Genomic DNA, 16,484 nt, shown 5'->3' with positions numbered 1-16,484 from the left:
ATTATTTATATTTGAACTTAAACATATTTTTTTATGATAGTACAAGATGTAATTCAATATTTAGAAGAGTTTTCTCCTTTAACTTACGCAGAAGATTTTGATAATGTTGGTCTACTTGTAGGAGACAAAAACACAAAATTAAAAGGTGTTTTAGTTACTTTAGACACTTTAGAAGAAGTTGTGGATGAAGCCATTGAAAACAACTGCAATCTTATTGTTAGCTTTCATCCAATAATTTTTAAAGGCTTAAAAAAAATTACAGGAAAAACATACGTAGAACGCGTGGTAATTAAAGCCATAAAAAATGACATCGCTATTTATTCTATGCACACCGCTTTAGACAATGCTTGGCAAGGTGTAAATAGCATGATATGCAAGCAATTGCAACTAAAAAACACACGTATATTAATTCCGCAAGCCAAAACCATAAAAAAGCTAACTACTTTTGCACCAACAGAGCAAGCCGAAAATATCAGGAAAGCGCTTTTTAAAGCAGGAGCAGGAAACATTGGCAACTACAGCAACTGTAGTTTTAATTCTGAAGGAATTGGCACCTTTCAAGGTAATGAAAATGCAAACCCTGTTATAGGAAATAAAGGAGAACTACATACCGAAGCAGAAACACAAATTTCTGTAACCTTTGCTAAACATGCAGAGTCTGCAGTATTACAAGCTCTTTTTAAAGCGCATCCTTATGAAGAGGTCGCTTATGAAATTATTACACTAGAAAACAACAACCAACACATAGGAATGGGAATGATTGGCGAGCTTGAAAACGCCATGCCTGAAACCGATTTTTTAGCCTATTTAAAAGCGAAAATGAAGGCTTCCTGTATAAGACACTCGAATTTATTAAATAAACCAATAAAAAAAATAGCTGTTCTTGGTGGCTCTGGTAGTTTTGCTATTCAGGCTGCAAAACACTCAAAAGCAGATATTTTAGTGACTTCAGATTTAAAATATCACGACTTTTTTTCTGCCGAAAACAGCATTATATTGGCAGATATCGGACATTATGAAAGCGAACAGTACACAAAAAACGGTTTAGTAGCACATCTTACAAAAAAAATTACTAATTTTGCAGTCGTTTTATCAAAGACAAACACCAATCCTGTTCAATATTTTTAAAGTATGGCAAAAAAGAAAGAAGTAACTGTAGAAGAGCGCTTAAGAGCATTGTATGATTTACAACTAATAGACTCTCGCATAGACGAAATAAGAAACGTACGCGGAGAACTTCCTTTAGAAGTTCGCGATTTAGAAGATGAAGTTGCTGGTTTAAATACAAGATTAGAAAAACTTGAATTAAGTTTAGAATCTATCAATAGTGACATTGACTCAAAAAAGAATTTAATTGAAGAAGCTAAAGCTTTAATTAAAAAATATGCTGAGCAACAAAAAAATGTTAGAAATAACAGAGAGTTTAACTCACTTACCAAAGAAGTTGAATTTCAAGAATTAGAAATTCAATTAGCAGAAAAGCACATTAAAGAGTTTAAAGCGCAAATTGAGCAAAAGAAAGAAGTTATTTCTGAAACTAAAGATCGCTTAAAAGCTCGTCAAACACATTTAAAACACAAACAAGGTGAATTAAATGCTATCTTGGCAGAAACAGAAAAAGAAGAAAAAGCACTTATCAAAAAATCAGATGAGTATAAAGAATCTATTGAAGATCGTTTAGTTGCTGCTTACACTAGAATTAGAGTAAATGTAAAAAACGGTTTAGCTGTTGTGCCAATTGAAAGAGGTGCTGCTGGTGGTTCTTACTTTACTATTCCACCACAAGTACAGGTAGAAATTGCTGGTCGTAAAAAAATTATTACAGATGAGCACAGTGGACGTATTTTAGTAGATGCTGCTTTAGCTGAAGAACAAAAAGAAAAAATGGAAAAAATGTTTGCTAAACTATAATCCATTTTTAAAATTATATTTAAAAGCCTTTACTTTTTGTAAAGGCTTTTTTTATACAACATATTTAAAATTGTTCTTAGCTAGAACTACTACACCAAAGCAATCTTTTTTAAAAAAGATGTAAAATCTAGATAATTTTACGACTAAGAATTAAAATTTGAATATGAAAAAACTACAAATAGTACTTGTACTAAGCATATTATTTAGCTGTAAAAACAACGCGCAAGTAAACACCAAACAGCAAGCTGTAATACAAGCAGAACCAATAGAGGTCGCATTAGAAAACGGAAAAGCGAAAGCTTATTTTGCTAGTGGATGTTTTTGGTGTGTAGAGGCTGTTTTTGAAAGTGTAAATGGTGTTGATGAATCTATTTCTGGATATGCAGGCGGACATACAGAAAACCCAACTTATGAGGATAGCAACACAGGTACAACTGGACATGCAGAAACAGTAGAAATAATCTACGACCCAAAAATGGTAAGCTTTGCAACTCTAGTAGATGTTTATTTTGCTTCACAAAACCCTACACAAGTAAATGGTCAAGGTCCAGATAAAGGCTCACAATATCGTTCTATAATTTTTTATCAGAATGAAGAACAAAAGCAAATTATATTAAGTAAAAAGAAAGCATTAGCAGAAAAACTACAAAAACCTGTAGCGGCAGAAGTGTATCCTTTTCAAAAATTTTGGATTGCAGAAGACTACCATCAAAACTACGAGAGACTTCACCCAGAAAACAGATATATTCAAGGTGTATCTATTCCTAGATTAAAAAAGTTTCAAGCTAAAATGCCTGAGGTTTTAAAAAAAGCACATTAATTAAAAACAACCTGTAAGGTAAAAACCTTGCAGGTTGTTATACTATAACTTTGTTGCCTTTAACGTAAAAATCAAAGGATACAACTTATCTTTTGTAACATACATTCCAGACTTTGTCTCTTCTAAGTTTGGCAACACATCGTAAGGTGAAGCATCATATTCGTTTAAGTATTCTATATGCAATCCTGCTTCAGTTAAAGCATTAATAACTTCGCTTAACCCATGATTCCAACCATACTCTTTGCTTGTCATTTTTGAATCTGTATCTGCATACGTACCTTCATACTCTTCGTAAATCACTTCTTCTTGCATATAACCATATTTCATTTGTGGTTTTTCATCTAAATAATCAAACATCCAGACTATAGGATGAAATTCTGCCATAAAAAACGTTCCTCCTGTTTTTAATTTTTCGGCAATCATTTTCCCCCAAGGTTTTAAATCTGGCAACCAACCAATCACACCATAACTGGTAAAAACAATATCAAAGGTTTCTTTTACATGTGCAGAAGTATCTAAAACATTACAACAAACAAATCTTGCATCAAGCTGTAACTCTGCATTTAAATCTTTTGCTAAAGCAATTCCGGCATCACTTAAATCTACACCAACACATTTTGCACCTAACCTACTCCAACTTAAAGTATCCTGCCCAAAATGACATTGTAAATGCAAAAGCGTTTTTCCGGAAACATCTCCAAGTGCTTCTAATTCATAAGGCATCAAGGAGTTTTTTCCTTTTTTAAAAGCTTCTAAATCGTACATATCACTTGCTGCATGTACTTTTACTTTGTCATTCCACGTAGCTTTATTAGCTTTAAAATAATCTGGTTTTGCTTCCATAATGTTTGTTTTAAAAATCTAAAATAAGACATAAACAACAAACTTCTTTATATTTGAAGAAAGCTGTAAAATGAAAACAAAAAAATCACTACTTCTATTCCTCTTCGTTTCTATTATTATTTCTTGTAAAAAAGAAGCAAAAAAAGAACCGCTTAAAACACTCACTACTGCAGAAAAAATAGCCAATGCTCATGGTTTTGAAAATTTTAAAAACGTGTCAAACATTTCCTTTACTTTTAATGTAGATAAAGACAGTACGCATTTTGAAAGATCTTGGTCCTGGAACACTAAAACAGATGCTGTTACACTAATTAGCAAGCAAGACACCATTACATACAACAGAAAAAGTATAGACAGTACTACTATTAAAGCAGATCAAAGTTTTATAAATGATAAATTTTGGCTGCTTGCACCTTTTCAATTGGTTTGGGATAGCGGAACAACAATTACAAAACCTACAAAAGAGAGAACTCCCATAAGCAACACCATATTAAACAAGATTACATTAACGTATTCTAATGAAGGAGGATACACTCCTGGTGATGCGTATGATTTTTATTATGATAACGACTATATTATTAAAGAATGGATTTACAGAAAAGGCAATGCTAAAGCACCTTCCTTAATTACTACTTTTGAAAACTATAAAAATTTTAATGGTATTTACATTGCTGAAGATCACATTAAAAAAGAGGAGAACTGGAACCTTAATTTCACCAATATTACAATAGATTTAAATTAATTTTAAAATAAAACATCCAAAGTACCTCTTTGTTACGTATATAAAATACCCTCCGCAATATTTATTGCGTCTATATAAATTGAAAAACGCCTTGTAGAATATTTTACAAGGCGTTTTTTTATGCTTTTAAACTGCTAACCTACAAAGTTTTCTTTGGTATGCGTACCATCACAAAATGGCTTATTGGAAGACAAACCACATCTACAAAAGGCAGTGGTTTTATTTTTAATTTCTTGTTTTCCATCTTTATGTGTCACCTTTAAGGTACCATAAACCAACAAAGGTCCGTTTTCAAGTACTTCTACTTTCGTTTCAAGACGTTCTGCAGTATTATCCTTTTCCGCATTCATATAAAAACCTAAAGCTCCAGAAGGACATGCTTTCACTTGATTAACAATAGCTTCGGTATTTTCTGCATCTATTTTTATCCATGGTTTTTCTTTTGGCTTAAAAACTTTTGGTAATCCTTTTGCACAAATAGCAGAATGAATATATTTTTCAGGCTCCCAAACTACTGTAACTTCTCCGTTTGTATATTCTTTTACTTTCCCCATAACCTATTGCTTTAATCTTAAAGATACAAAAAATTGCAGATTTAAGAATGCTATTTTTTGTGCTTCATTCCTAAAATAATAATTCTTATTTTTGTTGGAAACCGAAAAACAACACACATTGTCTAACTACAAACAAGGTCTAGATTACGCCAAAGAGCAAGACCAAAACGACCAAATTTCACACTATAGAGACCAATTTCATATTCCTAAAGACAAAGACGGAAATGACTGGCTGTATTTTACAGGAAACTCTTTAGGCTTACAACCAAAAAGTACACAAGAATATATTCAACAAGAACTAAAAGATTGGGCCAATTTTGGTGTTGAAGGTCATTTTGAAGCTAAAAACCCTTGGATGCCTTACCATGAATTCTTAACCGAATCTATGGCAAAAATTGTTGGTGCTAAACCTATAGAGGTGGTGATCATGAATACCTTAACCACCAACTTACATTTGTTAATGGTAAGCTTTTACCAACCAACAAAAACAAAATATAAAATTGTAATTGAAAGTGATGCTTTTCCTAGTGATAGATATGCAGTACAAACCCAATTAGAATTCCATGGTTTTGATGCCAATGAAGGTGTTATAGAATGGAAACCTAGAGAAGGTGAAGAACTGCTACATATAGAAGATCTAGAAACTATTTTAGAAGAACAAGGTGATGAAATAGCATTACTACTTATTGGTGGTGTTAATTATTATACAGGACAATATTTAGACATAAAGAAAATTGCAGATTTAGGGCATGCTAAAAACTGTATGGTTGGTATAGATTTAGCGCATGGAGCAGGAAATATAAAACCAGATTTTCATAATTCTGGAGTAGATTTTGCCGCTTGGTGTACTTACAAATATTTAAATTCTGGACCAGGAAGTTTAGGTGGTCTTTTTGTGCATGAAAAACACGCACATAATAAAGATTTAAAACGATTTGCTGGTTGGTGGAGTCATAATAAATCTACTAGATTTAACATGAGGCAACCCTTAGACGTTATTCCTGGCGCAGAAGGTTGGCAACTTAGTAATCCGCCAATATTATCAATGGCAGCTATTAAAGCCTCTTTAGATATGTTTAACGAAGTTGGTATGGATGCACTACGTGAAAAGTCTGAAAAATTAACTGGCTATTTTGAGTTTTTAATTAACGAATTGAATAACGAAAAGATAAAAATAATCACACCTTCTAACCCTAAAGAACGTGGTTGCCAATTATCTATACAAGTAAAAGATGCCGATAAGAGTTTACATAAAAAACTAACCGAAGCACATATTATTACAGATTGGAGAGAACCAGATGTTATACGTTGTGCTCCTGTGCCATTATACAATACGTTTGAAGATGTTTACAGAATGGTTGAAAAATTGAAAGAGATATTGAATAAATAATTATGAGTCAAGAAACAAACTATATAATTTAGTCTTGTCCCAAATCAATTCGTAGAATTGAACGTCAAGGCGAAGAATAGATAAAGAAAAGCTCTGAAATTAGGAGAACGCAGTTCGACGCGGAGTTTTCAAATCGGTTTTCAGTTTGTAAAACTGAAAAATTCCTTGACTTGACTGTGATTTTTTGGTTCGTTTTGTATCAAGACAAAATGAACAGAATATTAAAACAAAGGAGATTTCCGCCTTCGCGGAAATAAAAAACATGAGTAATAAAAAAGAGAACATAATTATCATTGGAGCAGGACTATGTGGTTCTCTCCTAGCCTTGCGTTTAGCACAACGTGGTTACACAGTAAACGTGTATGAAAGCAGACCAGATTTACGTACTACAGATATTTCTGCAGGACGCTCTATAAATCTTGCGCTTTCAGACAGAGGTTTAAAAGCCATGCGTTTAGCAGGAGTTGAAGACAAAGTAAAACCGTTATGCATTCCCATGTATGGACGCTTAATACATGATGCCGAAGGCAACACCTTTCCTTCTAACTATTCAGGAAGAGAAAATGAATATATTAACTCTATTTCTCGTGGTGAACTAAACGGGTTACTTTTAACCGAAGCAGATCTGTACGATAACCTTACCATTCATTTTAATAAAAAATGCGAAGGAATTGATATTGAAAACAACACTGCTACTTTATACGATTACGAAACCAAAACCGAGTTTCAGGTAAAAGGAGATGTTCTTTTTGGTACAGATGGTGCTGGTTCTTCCTTAAGAAAAAGCTATTATTTAGAACGCAAATTCTTATTTAGCTACTCACAAAACTATTTAACACATGGTTATAAGGAGTTAGAAATTCCCGCTTCTGCGGAAGGAAAGCACCTGATTAGTAAAGACTATCTGCACATTTGGCCTCGAGGTGATTATATGTTAATTGCACTTCCTAATTTAGACGGAAGCTTTACAGTAACATTGTTTTTAAGTTATGACGAAGGAAAATACAATTTCAATAATCTTTCTACCGAAGCTTCTATAAAAGAATTCTTTACCACGCAATTTCCTGATGCTTTAGCACTAATTCCAAATATTGCCGAAGAGTTTGCCAACAACCCTACAGGAGCCTTAGGAACCGTAAAATGTTCGCCTTGGCACTATCAAAATAAAAACGTGTTACTAGGTGATGCAGCACATGCTATTGTTCCTTTTTACGGACAAGGTATGAATGCTTCCTTTGAAGACGTAACCGTTTTTGACGCTATTTTAGAGCAACATGAAGGCGATTGGGAAACCATTTTTAAAGTCTACGAAAAAACTAGAAAAGCAGATACAGATGCCATTGCAGATTTAGCAATAGATAACTATTACGAAATGCGTGACCACGTTGCTAATCCTATTTTTAAAGAAAAACGTGCAATAGAAATGGCTTTAGAAAAAGAATTTCCAAATGCTTATTTTTCAAAATATTCTATGGTTACCTTTAAGGAAGACATTCCGTATTACACAGCAATGACCAAAGGAAGAGCGCAAGATAAAGCAATTTTAAATCTATTAGTGGACAAAGAAATTACAACAACCGAAGATTTAAATAGTATCTTAAAAAAAGTACAAAAAGAAACGGAAGACATTTTGCAAGACGACAGAATTGCAGGATTGAAATAGAGAGCAGTGAGCAGTGAGCAGTGAGCAGTGAGCAGTGAGCAAAAAAGTAAAAAACTTTGAGCTAACAGAAACAAACTAAAAGTAAAAGTCCTTTATCAATTCGTAAGAATTGAAACATCAAGGCGAAGAATAGATGAAGAAAAGCTCCGAAAACAGGAGAACGTAGTTCGACGCGGAGTTTTCAAATCGGTTTCAGTTTATTAAACTGAAAATTCCTTGGCTTGATCGTGATTTTTTGGTTCGTTTTGTATCAAGACAAAATGAACAGAAAGAAAAACCTTAGGCTTGATTTTTTTTTGATTTATTTTCGAACAGCCAAAAAAGAATAAGTAAATAAGCACTTCGACTGCGCTCAGTGTGACATTTTACAATAAAAGGAAACCAATAAATACTAGATCCTGAAACCAGTTCAGGAGGACAAAAAATAAAAAGATGAGTGACAATAAAAATGAGATTCCTGCTTCCGCAGGAACGAAGGTAACACCAAGAGGAGCATATCCACACGTAAAACAAGTTGGCGATTTCATTTTCGTTTCAGGAACCAGTTCTCGTAGAGCAGACAACAGTATTGCTGGAGTAGATATTATTGACGAAATGGGAACAAAAAAACTAAACGCCTATACGCAAACACAAGAAGTTTTAAAAAACATTGACACCAATCTTAAAAAAGTTGGTGCTAGTTTAAAAGACGTTGTTGATGTTACTTCCTTTTTAGTAAATATGAATGACTTTGCAGATTACAACAAAGCATACGCAGAGTTTTTTGAAAAAGAAACAGGACCTACCAGAACAACAGTTGCTGTGCACCAATTGCCTCATCCAGATTTGGTAGTAGAAATTAAGGTTATGGCTTATGTTGGCAACTAACATTTAAATCTAATGTCTCCTCGAGCGCAGTCGAGAGGTTACTAAAACAGGTCTCGACTGCGCTCGACCAAACAAAAAAAATGGAAAATATAAAAAACTACATAAACGGAAATTTTCACAATCCAATTGAAAATCATTGGATAGACAACTATAATCCTAGTAATGGAGAAGTTTACGGACAAATACCCAACTCCTCTAAAGAAGATGTAGAAAATGCATATATCGCTGCAAAATCTGCTTTTCCTGTTTGGTCACAAACAACACTAGAAGAACGCAGCAGCATATTATTAAAAATAGCCGACTTACTAGAAACTAATTTACAACGCTTTGCAGAAGCAGAAAGTAAAGACAACGGAAAACCTATAAGTCTTGCAAAAGCAGTAGACATACCAAGAGCAGCAAGTAATTTTAGATTCTTTGGAAACGCCATCACACAATTTGCAAGTGAAAGCCACGAAAGTGTTGGTCTGCAAGCCATCAATTACACGCTACGTCAACCCATTGGTGTTGTTGGTTGTATTTCTCCTTGGAACCTTCCTCTATATCTTTTTACATGGAAGATCGCTCCAGCAATTGCTGCAGGAAACTGCGTGGTTGCAAAACCAAGCGAAGTAACACCAATGACAGCTTATTTATTAGGTGAAATTTGTAATGAAGCTGGTTTACCTAAAGGCGTTTTAAATATTGTTCATGGACTTGGAAGCTCTACAGGGCAAGCCATTATAGAACATGAAGACATAAAAGCAATTAGCTTTACAGGAGGAACAGCTACAGGAGCACATATAGCAAAAGTAGCAGCTCCTATGTTTAAAAAACTGTCTTTAGAATTGGGAGGAAAAAATCCAAATATCATTTTTGCAGATTGTGATTATGAAGACATGCTAAACACAACAGTACGTTCTTCTTTTGCCAATCAAGGACAGATTTGCTTATGCGGAAGCAGAATTTTTGTAGAAGCTTCGATCTATGAAAAATTCAAGAAAGATTTTGTTGCCAAAATAAAGGCTTTAAAAGTTGGTCATCCATCGGAAGAAACAACCAATATTGGCGCTTTAGTTTCTAAACCTCATCTTGAAAAAGTAAAAGAATATATAGAAATAGCCAAAACAGAAAACGGAACCATCCTTTGTGGAGGAAATGAAGTGACTGTAAAAGGGTATGAAAATGGTTACTATTTAGAGCCAACCGTTATTGAAGTACAAAGTGATGATTGCAGAGTAAATCAAGAAGAAATTTTTGGTCCTGTGGTTACTATAATGCCTTTTAACAACGAAGATGAAGTGCTAATCATGGCTAACAAAGTAAAATACGGATTATCAGCTACATTATGGACCAACAATTTAAAACGTACCATACGCATGAGCAACCAATTACAAGCAGGAATTGTTTGGGTAAACACTTGGATGATGCGTGATTTACGTACGCCTTTTGGTGGTGTAAAAGCCTCAGGTGTAGGTCGTGAAGGTGGTTTTGAAGCGCTACGCTTTTTTACCGAAGCGAAGAATGTTTGCATAAAATACTAAAAGCCCATCTTCCGTCTTCCCAAAGGGAAGAAACTAGATGAATAATTTAAGCAAACATTGAAATAAAATTAAAAATTATTACACGTTACAATCTCCTTCCCTTTCCTAAAAGAAATGGAAGACAGAAGGGTTAAAAAAATAATTAAATTAACATTAAACAGATCCTGAATCAAGTTCAGGATGACAAAAATATGGACTTACAACTTAACAACAAATACGCATTAGTTTGCGGAAGCACAGCAGGAATAGGAAAAGCAACAGCAATAGCTTTAGCAGAAGAAGGTGTACAAGTAACCCTTATTGCTAGAAATGAAGACAAGCTAAAAGCAACATTAAGTGCATTACCGCAACATAGAGATCACGATTATATTGTTGCCGATTTTTCTAATCCGAAGGAATTAAAAGAAAAAGTAAACGCTTACGTAAAAGACAAGCATGGTTTTCATGTATTGGTTAATAATACAGGTGGACCAAAAGGAGGACCTGTTTTTTCAGCAGAACTAGAAGAATTTGAAAGCGCTTTTACGCAACATTTAAAATGCAACCATGTATTAGCACAAGCAGTGGTTCCGTTTATGAAAAGTGAAGGTTTTGGTAGAATTATAAGCGTTATTTCTACTTCTGTAAAACAACCTTTAGATGGTCTTGGTGTTAGTAATACCATTCGTGGTGCTGTTGCTAACTGGAGCAAAACGCTAGCTAATGAGCTTGGTCAATTTGGCATTACAGTAAACAATGTTTTACCAGGAGCTACAGGAACCGATCGTTTAGCAGAAATTATAAAAAACAAATCTGCTAAAACAGGAAATACCGAAGAAGAATCTGCCAATGCTATGAAAAGTGCAGTGCCTGCAAAGCGTTTTGCAAAACCAGAAGAGTTAGCAAGTGCTATTACTTTTTTAGCTAGTGAACGCGCTGCGTACATTAACGGAATTAACCTTCCGGTTGATGGAGGAAGAACAAAAAGTCTTTAATATCAAACTTGATTTGATATCTCATAAATTGAAAAGTTATTATTAACTTTATACAACTTTGTCATTCCGCACTTGATGCGGAATCCAAAACAAAAAAATTATTAAATAGATTTCTGCCTTCGCAGGAATAACAAAATATTATACTATGAGTACATTATTTCCGCCTATAAATTTTAAAGCTTGGATTGAAGAAAACAGACATCTTTTAAAACCACCTGTTGGTAATAAAGTGGTGTGGAAAGATGGTGATTTTATTGTTATGGTTGTTGGAGGACCGAATAGCAGAAAGGATTACCATTATAACGAAACACCTGAGTTTTTCTATCAAGTAGAAGGTGATATTGTATTAAAAGTAATTGATAATGGTACTCCAAAAGACATCACAATTAAAGAAGGTGAAATATTTTTATTACCTCCTAAAGTTCCGCACTCTCCGCAACGTGGAGCAAATACCGTTGGTTTAGTCATTGAATATCCTAGAGAAAAAGGCGTTCAAGATGCTTTATTATGGTTTTGTGAAAATTGTACTACCAAACTATATGAAGAAGATTTTACGCTAGACAATATAGAAACAGATATGCCTAAAATTTTTGATGCCTATTATGGTGACAAACAAAAGCGTACTTGCCCAAATTGTGGAGAAGTAATGCAACCACCACAAAAAGTAACATTAGATTAAATAGAAACCAACCTGTCATTGCGAGCCTTTTTCACGGCAAAATGTTTTATAAAACGAAATGACATTAAAAATATTCCTGCCTTTGCAGAAAACACAAAATGGAAAAACGTAAACTTAGAATTAACGGTCACTCACACCTATTGCCATATCCTGAAGAAATCCCTCAGTTTATGAAAGACAAAGAGATTTTTTGGGTAGATAAAGACCGAAAATTTATGCTTCAAAAAGATTGGAACAGACCAATTACAGATTCTAGTTTCTTTTTAGATGAAAAACTAGCTTGGATGGAACGTTTTAAAATTGACCATGCTGTAGTTTTAAACCTATCGCAATTATATGGTAATGGTTTGCGTGTAGAAGAAATGAAGCAAGCCCTTAAGTTTCAAAATGATTTTAATGCCAAAATACAGCATGAAAACCCAAGTAAATTTACTTGTGGCTTTGTTGTACATCCTGGTTTTGTACGTGGTGCTTGCTGGGAAATTGAACGTTGTGTTGAAGAATTAGGCTTACAACTACTTTGCCTACCAACCCATTACATGGATACTATTGGTACTTGGCGTTGTATTTTTGATGAAGAAAATGAACCTATTTTTGAATTGGCTAACAAGTATAATCTTGCTGTAGAAATACACCCTTATGATGGTGAAAAATTTATAAAACTAGAAAATACTTCTTGGCGTTTTCACCTAATTTGGATGCTTGCACAATGTGCAGATGCCTATCACTTTTTAACCTTAAATGGTTACCAAGATAAATACCCAAATATGCGAACTTGTTTTGCGCATGGTGGACAATTAGCACAAATAAACTTAGGACGACGTATTCAAGGCTTTGATGGTAGACCAGATTTATTTGAAGGCAAAAGCCATCCAAGAAAAGCTGTAGGACATAAAAACATCTTTTTTGACACACTTGTACATGATACTGGAGGTCTTGACTTATTATTAAAAAACCAAGGCTCTAAACAGGTTTTAATGGGATTAGATGATCCTTATCCTTTAGGAGAAATGGAAAGCGAAAAACAAAGCTCTTATCCTGGTAAAATTTTAGATTTAGCAATAGAAAGTAAAATTATTACAGAATCTGAAAGAGATGCTATTTGGGAAGATAATGTTATACAATGGCTATGCGGAGATGATCAAGTTGCAAAAGATAAACTAGTAAAACGCATTTTAGGCTAAACTTAAAACCATATCAACTAGCACAGTTAACGAAGCTTTATAAACTTATATTTTTAACAAGCTGTAACTGTGCTTGACAAAACAATACCATGTACTTTTTACCAGAAAAACTAGACGAATACGTAGTTGCACACAGCCAAGAAGAACCTGAATTATTGCAACAACTTACACGTGAAACCTACCAAAAAATACTTCAACCTATTATGCTCTCAGGACCTTATCAAGGTCGTGTTTTGAGTATGATTTCTAAATTAATAAGACCAAAATCTATTTTAGAATTAGGAACTTTTACAGGCTATGCTACATTATGTTTAGCTGAAGGTTTACAAGCAGAAGGCGAAATTCACACTATTGATATCAATGAAGAGTTAGAAGATTTTCAGCGTAAGTATTTTGACAAATCTGGTTACGGAACACAAATTCATCAACACCTAGGTAGCGCTATAGATATTTTACCAACATTAGATAAAACTTTTGATCTTGTTTTTATTGATGCAGACAAGCCTAACTATGTTAATTACTTTCACTTAATTATAGATAAGCTAAAGCCTGGAGGCATTATACTTTCTGATAACGTATTATGGCACGGAAAAGTTATAGAACCCTTAAACGATAAAGATACCTCAACCAAGGCCGTTTTAGAGTTTAATACCTTATTAAAAAATGATGACAGAATAGAAACGGTATTATTACCAATTAGAGATGGCTTAACCATTAGCAGAAAAAAGTAAAACTTAAACCAAAGCTTTCTCTGGTATAGATTGACTAATGTTTTTTATAATGATTTGAAAGAATTCATAATCATCATAAGGTTTCATAATAATATCATTAAAGCCAGAAGCAAACACACTTTCTTTTACCTCCTCTATATTTGATGCGGTTAAAGCTATTATTGGTATTGTTTTATTAGATATTCTTATTTTTTTAGTTGCCTGAAATCCATCCATAATAGGCATGTTTAAATCCATGAGTATTAAATCATACTCATTTTGTTCTATAGCTCCTAATGCTAGAAGTCCGTTATCTACCACATCACTAATAAAGTTTTCTTTTTTAAGAATGTTTTGGGTTACAATTTGATTAATTTTATTATCCTCTACTATTAAAATTCTTTTCCCTTGATTTTCTACTAGACTTTGTTTGTACGACTTTTTATCTACTTTAGCTTTTGCTTCTTTGTCTACCTTAAAGGTTATATTAAAAGAAAATGTAGAACCTACACCTTCATCACTTTTTAACTCTATTTTACTCTTAAATAAACCTAATAAGTTTTTGGCTATAGAAAGACCTAATCCTGTACCTTGATAATTTTCGTTATGATTTCTATCTAATTGCGAAAAATTATCGAAAATTATTTTTTGCTTTTCTTTTGGTATTCCTGGTCCATCATCAATAATTTCAAATCGAATATTTACTAAGCCCTTATTTTGTTTTAACAGAATTAATTTAAGCCATACATTACCTTTATTTGTAAACTTTAAACTGTTACCCAATAAATTAATAAGTATCTGGCTTAAGCGAATATTATCAGCAAAAATATATTCTGGTATTTTATTATCGTATTCTAAGTGTAAGCTATTAGCTGATTCTTCTAATTGGTATTCAAAAGAATCGGTTATATTAATAACCATTTGCTTTAAGTTTAAAGAATTGTCTTGTAACTCAATTTTTTTAGATTCAATTTTACCTATTTGTAATACGTCGTTAATTAAATTTAAAAGATAGTCTCCAGAATATTTTAAAGATTTTAAATATTTCTGATCTTGAACATTTAAGTCATTATTTTCTAACAATAAAGAGGTTAAACCAACCACACCATACAAAGGTGTTCTTAACTCATGACTTACATTAGAAATAAAGCCAGATTTTAACTTAGACAACTTTTCTGCATCATTTTTAGCTTTTTCTAATTGCTGATTTCTTACTTGTAAGATCGAGCTTAACTCTCTTTTGGATAGGTAATTTATAAATAATGCGACTAAGCTTATTATTAAAAACACCAAGGCAACCAAAAAAATAGTATTTGCTTTTTGTGTTTTTTCAGTCACCTTAACTAACACATCTTTTTCTTTGTTTGCTTCAGTAGCATTACGCTTATAATCTTCTATATCAAATATTACTTTAGCGTGATTAGATTGCTTTATTTTTTCTTCGTTAAGCACTTTTTCTCTGTACTCATTGTGTTTTAATAAGGCTGCATATGCTTTGTCATTTTTATTTAAACTAGACAGAGAGGTAGCGTATTCTTTATAAATTTCAGAAATTAATAAATTTCTTTGACTACTATTTTCGTTTAACTTATTTAAAAGCACCAAAGCTTTATCAAAATTTATAATAGCGTTGTAGTATGCTTTTTTTTGCGAGTAGTATTTACCAAACATAAATTTCATTTGGCTTTCTACTAATGACGAGGTCTCAACAGCCTCTTGCAGTGTTTTAGCTCTTAGCATTAAGGTAAAAGCTTCGTCTGGTTTATTATAGTCTAAATAAATAGAACTAATATTTAAAAGAGCATTGGAAAGTATGTGTGTCTTTTCTTTTTGGGTTGTATTTGCTAATACATCAATTTTTTCAGCAAAATGTAAGGCTTTTTTAAAGTAGTTTAAGGCTTCATGTCTTTTATGGTAGCCTTTATAATACACTTCACCAATATTTAAATAAACACTTGCTATTAGGTAGTTTTCATTGATTTGTTTTGCTGCATCTAATGCTTTTAAAAAAGATTTCTCTGCATCTAAATTTTCATTCATCTTCCTGCTAATACTACCTACAGTAATATTTGCAATAGCTTTGCCGTAGTTGTCACCTATAGAGTCTGATAATTTTATAGCTTCATTTAAATACGCCATAGATTGCATAATATCATCAGTATCATACAATTTTATTCCTATAGTATTTAAACTGTCAATATTGCTAATAATCTCTCTTTCATTCTGACTGAATATATGAGATATAGCTAAAAAGTAGAAAAATATATGTAGGAAATTTTTCAATTTGGGGTGATTTAGGTTATTCAAATATAGCAAAAGGGTTGAAAGTACAAAACTTTTAAGTACATAAATAACTACAAACCAATAAATTAAAAACTATTTATCATAAAAAAACTATTATTAAAGAGCTTGATTTCTTATTTTGACTGAGCGAAGTAGATGAAATTTTGAACTTGATCTTTAGTATATAAGTATTACTGTATAGCTAAAATAAAAAACAGGAATTATGTATACTATTGTATATAGTACCTGCTATAATAAGTATTATGTTTTGTTACTACTTGCCCTAAAATCTTGGGCATATTCTTTGTGTGGTTATTTAGGAATAAGAGAAATATTACACC

15 protein-coding genes are annotated in these 16,484 nt (G+C 32.8%); 12 read left to right on the top strand and 3 right to left on the bottom strand.

The window, feature by feature from the left end:
- The first annotated feature begins 33 nt into the window (after positions 1-33).
- The 3 genes from ACFSSB_RS14305 (at position 34) to msrA (ending at position 2,731) form a co-directional block, all read left to right on the top strand.
- Positions 34-1,128 (top strand): Nif3-like dinuclear metal center hexameric protein, encoded by a 1,095-nt coding sequence (locus ACFSSB_RS14305; protein WP_379905440.1) that lies wholly within the window; start codon positions 34-36, stop codon positions 1,126-1,128.
- A 3-nt stretch (positions 1,129-1,131) separates the two neighbouring features.
- Positions 1,132-1,911 carry a zinc ribbon domain-containing protein gene (locus ACFSSB_RS14300; RefSeq protein WP_379905438.1) on the top strand — a complete coding sequence of 260 codons (780 nt, stop codon included), beginning with the start codon at positions 1,132-1,134 and terminating at the stop codon, positions 1,909-1,911.
- A gap of 163 nt (positions 1,912-2,074) precedes the next feature.
- Positions 2,075-2,731 carry a peptide-methionine (S)-S-oxide reductase MsrA gene (msrA, locus tag ACFSSB_RS14295; protein ID WP_379905436.1) on the top strand — a complete coding sequence of 219 codons (657 nt, stop codon included), beginning with the start codon at positions 2,075-2,077 and terminating at the stop codon, positions 2,729-2,731.
- A 42-nt stretch (positions 2,732-2,773) separates the two neighbouring features.
- Here msrA and ACFSSB_RS14290 read toward each other — a convergent pair whose 3' ends face one another.
- Positions 2,774-3,574, bottom strand: coding sequence for a class I SAM-dependent methyltransferase (locus tag ACFSSB_RS14290; RefSeq protein WP_379905434.1), 801 nt, complete (start codon positions 3,572-3,574; stop codon positions 2,774-2,776).
- Positions 3,575-3,644: 70 nt separating this feature from the next.
- On the opposite strand from ACFSSB_RS14290, the gene ACFSSB_RS14285 reads away from it, so the two are divergent.
- A complete protein-coding gene (locus ACFSSB_RS14285) occupies positions 3,645-4,316 on the top strand; it encodes a hypothetical protein (RefSeq protein ID WP_379905432.1) in 672 nt (223 codons plus the stop codon).
- Positions 4,317-4,450: 134 nt separating this feature from the next.
- Here the strand turns inward: ACFSSB_RS14285 and ACFSSB_RS14280 are convergent, their stop codons facing one another.
- Positions 4,451-4,870: a (4Fe-4S)-binding protein gene (locus tag ACFSSB_RS14280; RefSeq protein ID WP_379905430.1), complete on the bottom strand. Its 420-nt coding sequence runs from the start codon at positions 4,868-4,870 to the stop codon at positions 4,451-4,453.
- 118 nt (positions 4,871-4,988) lie between these two features.
- Here ACFSSB_RS14280 and kynU point away from each other — a divergent pair, with 118 nt between their 5' ends.
- The 8 genes from kynU (at position 4,989) to ACFSSB_RS14240 (ending at position 13,881) form a co-directional block, all read left to right on the top strand.
- Positions 4,989-6,260: a kynureninase gene (gene kynU / locus ACFSSB_RS14275; protein WP_379905427.1), complete on the top strand. Its 1,272-nt coding sequence runs from the start codon at positions 4,989-4,991 to the stop codon at positions 6,258-6,260.
- A gap of 262 nt (positions 6,261-6,522) precedes the next feature.
- Entirely contained in the window at positions 6,523-7,923 is a 1,401-nt protein-coding gene (locus ACFSSB_RS14270) for an FAD-dependent oxidoreductase (RefSeq protein ID WP_379905425.1), read from the top strand.
- 432 nt (positions 7,924-8,355) lie between these two features.
- Complete coding sequence (locus ACFSSB_RS14265; RefSeq protein WP_379905423.1) at positions 8,356-8,790, top strand: RidA family protein; 435 nt, start codon at positions 8,356-8,358, stop codon at positions 8,788-8,790.
- An 80-nt stretch (positions 8,791-8,870) separates the two neighbouring features.
- Positions 8,871-10,313 (top strand): aldehyde dehydrogenase, encoded by a 1,443-nt coding sequence (locus ACFSSB_RS14260; RefSeq protein ID WP_379905421.1) that lies wholly within the window; start codon positions 8,871-8,873, stop codon positions 10,311-10,313.
- 191 nt (positions 10,314-10,504) lie between these two features.
- Complete coding sequence (locus ACFSSB_RS14255) at positions 10,505-11,287, top strand: SDR family oxidoreductase (RefSeq protein WP_379905419.1); 783 nt, start codon at positions 10,505-10,507, stop codon at positions 11,285-11,287.
- A 145-nt stretch (positions 11,288-11,432) separates the two neighbouring features.
- The gene (locus tag ACFSSB_RS14250) at positions 11,433-11,966 is read left to right on the top strand and encodes a 3-hydroxyanthranilate 3,4-dioxygenase (protein WP_379905417.1); all 534 of its coding nucleotides are present in this window, start codon (positions 11,433-11,435) and stop codon (positions 11,964-11,966) included.
- Between the two features lie 98 nt (positions 11,967-12,064).
- On the top strand, positions 12,065-13,150 hold the full coding sequence (locus ACFSSB_RS14245) for an amidohydrolase family protein (protein ID WP_379905415.1): 1,086 nt from the start codon (positions 12,065-12,067) through the stop codon (positions 13,148-13,150).
- Positions 13,151-13,239: 89 nt separating this feature from the next.
- Positions 13,240-13,881, top strand: coding sequence for an O-methyltransferase (locus tag ACFSSB_RS14240; protein WP_379905413.1), 642 nt, complete (start codon positions 13,240-13,242; stop codon positions 13,879-13,881).
- Positions 13,882-13,884: 3 nt separating this feature from the next.
- Here the strand turns inward: ACFSSB_RS14240 and ACFSSB_RS14235 are convergent, their stop codons facing one another.
- Positions 13,885-16,143: a response regulator gene (locus ACFSSB_RS14235; RefSeq protein ID WP_379905411.1), complete on the bottom strand. Its 2,259-nt coding sequence runs from the start codon at positions 16,141-16,143 to the stop codon at positions 13,885-13,887.
- Positions 16,144-16,484: the final 341 nt, after the last annotated feature.

It is taken from the genome of Lacinutrix gracilariae, assembly GCF_042684485.1.
Lineage (GTDB): Bacteria > Bacteroidota > Bacteroidia > Flavobacteriales > Flavobacteriaceae > Oceanihabitans > Oceanihabitans gracilariae.
The sequence above is the reverse complement of the archived record's forward strand: the minus strand, read 5'-3'. Positions and strand labels throughout refer to the sequence as shown.

What these genes read in the sequence shown, in the direction of transcription:
- ACFSSB_RS14245 (WP_379905415.1), top strand. Translation starts at nt 12,065, where the DNA reads ATGGAAAAACGTAAACTTAGAATTAACGGTCACTCACACCTATTGCCA.
- msrA (WP_379905436.1), top strand. Translation starts at nt 2,075, where the DNA reads ATGAAAAAACTACAAATAGTACTTGTACTAAGCATATTATTTAGCTGT.
- ACFSSB_RS14250 (WP_379905417.1), top strand. Translation starts at nt 11,433, where the DNA reads ATGAGTACATTATTTCCGCCTATAAATTTTAAAGCTTGGATTGAAGAA.
- ACFSSB_RS14285 (WP_379905432.1), top strand. Translation starts at nt 3,645, where the DNA reads ATGAAAACAAAAAAATCACTACTTCTATTCCTCTTCGTTTCTATTATT.
- ACFSSB_RS14260 (WP_379905421.1), top strand. Translation starts at nt 8,871, where the DNA reads ATGGAAAATATAAAAAACTACATAAACGGAAATTTTCACAATCCAATT.
- ACFSSB_RS14300 (WP_379905438.1), top strand. Translation starts at nt 1,132, where the DNA reads ATGGCAAAAAAGAAAGAAGTAACTGTAGAAGAGCGCTTAAGAGCATTG.
- ACFSSB_RS14305 (WP_379905440.1), top strand. Translation starts at nt 34, where the DNA reads ATGATAGTACAAGATGTAATTCAATATTTAGAAGAGTTTTCTCCTTTA.
- ACFSSB_RS14290 (WP_379905434.1), bottom strand. Translation starts at nt 3,574, where the DNA reads ATGGAAGCAAAACCAGATTATTTTAAAGCTAATAAAGCTACGTGGAAT.
- ACFSSB_RS14270 (WP_379905425.1), top strand. Translation starts at nt 6,523, where the DNA reads ATGAGTAATAAAAAAGAGAACATAATTATCATTGGAGCAGGACTATGT.
- ACFSSB_RS14280 (WP_379905430.1), bottom strand. Translation starts at nt 4,870, where the DNA reads ATGGGGAAAGTAAAAGAATATACAAACGGAGAAGTTACAGTAGTTTGG.
- ACFSSB_RS14265 (WP_379905423.1), top strand. Translation starts at nt 8,356, where the DNA reads ATGAGTGACAATAAAAATGAGATTCCTGCTTCCGCAGGAACGAAGGTA.
- ACFSSB_RS14255 (WP_379905419.1), top strand. Translation starts at nt 10,505, where the DNA reads ATGGACTTACAACTTAACAACAAATACGCATTAGTTTGCGGAAGCACA.
- ACFSSB_RS14240 (WP_379905413.1), top strand. Translation starts at nt 13,240, where the DNA reads ATGTACTTTTTACCAGAAAAACTAGACGAATACGTAGTTGCACACAGC.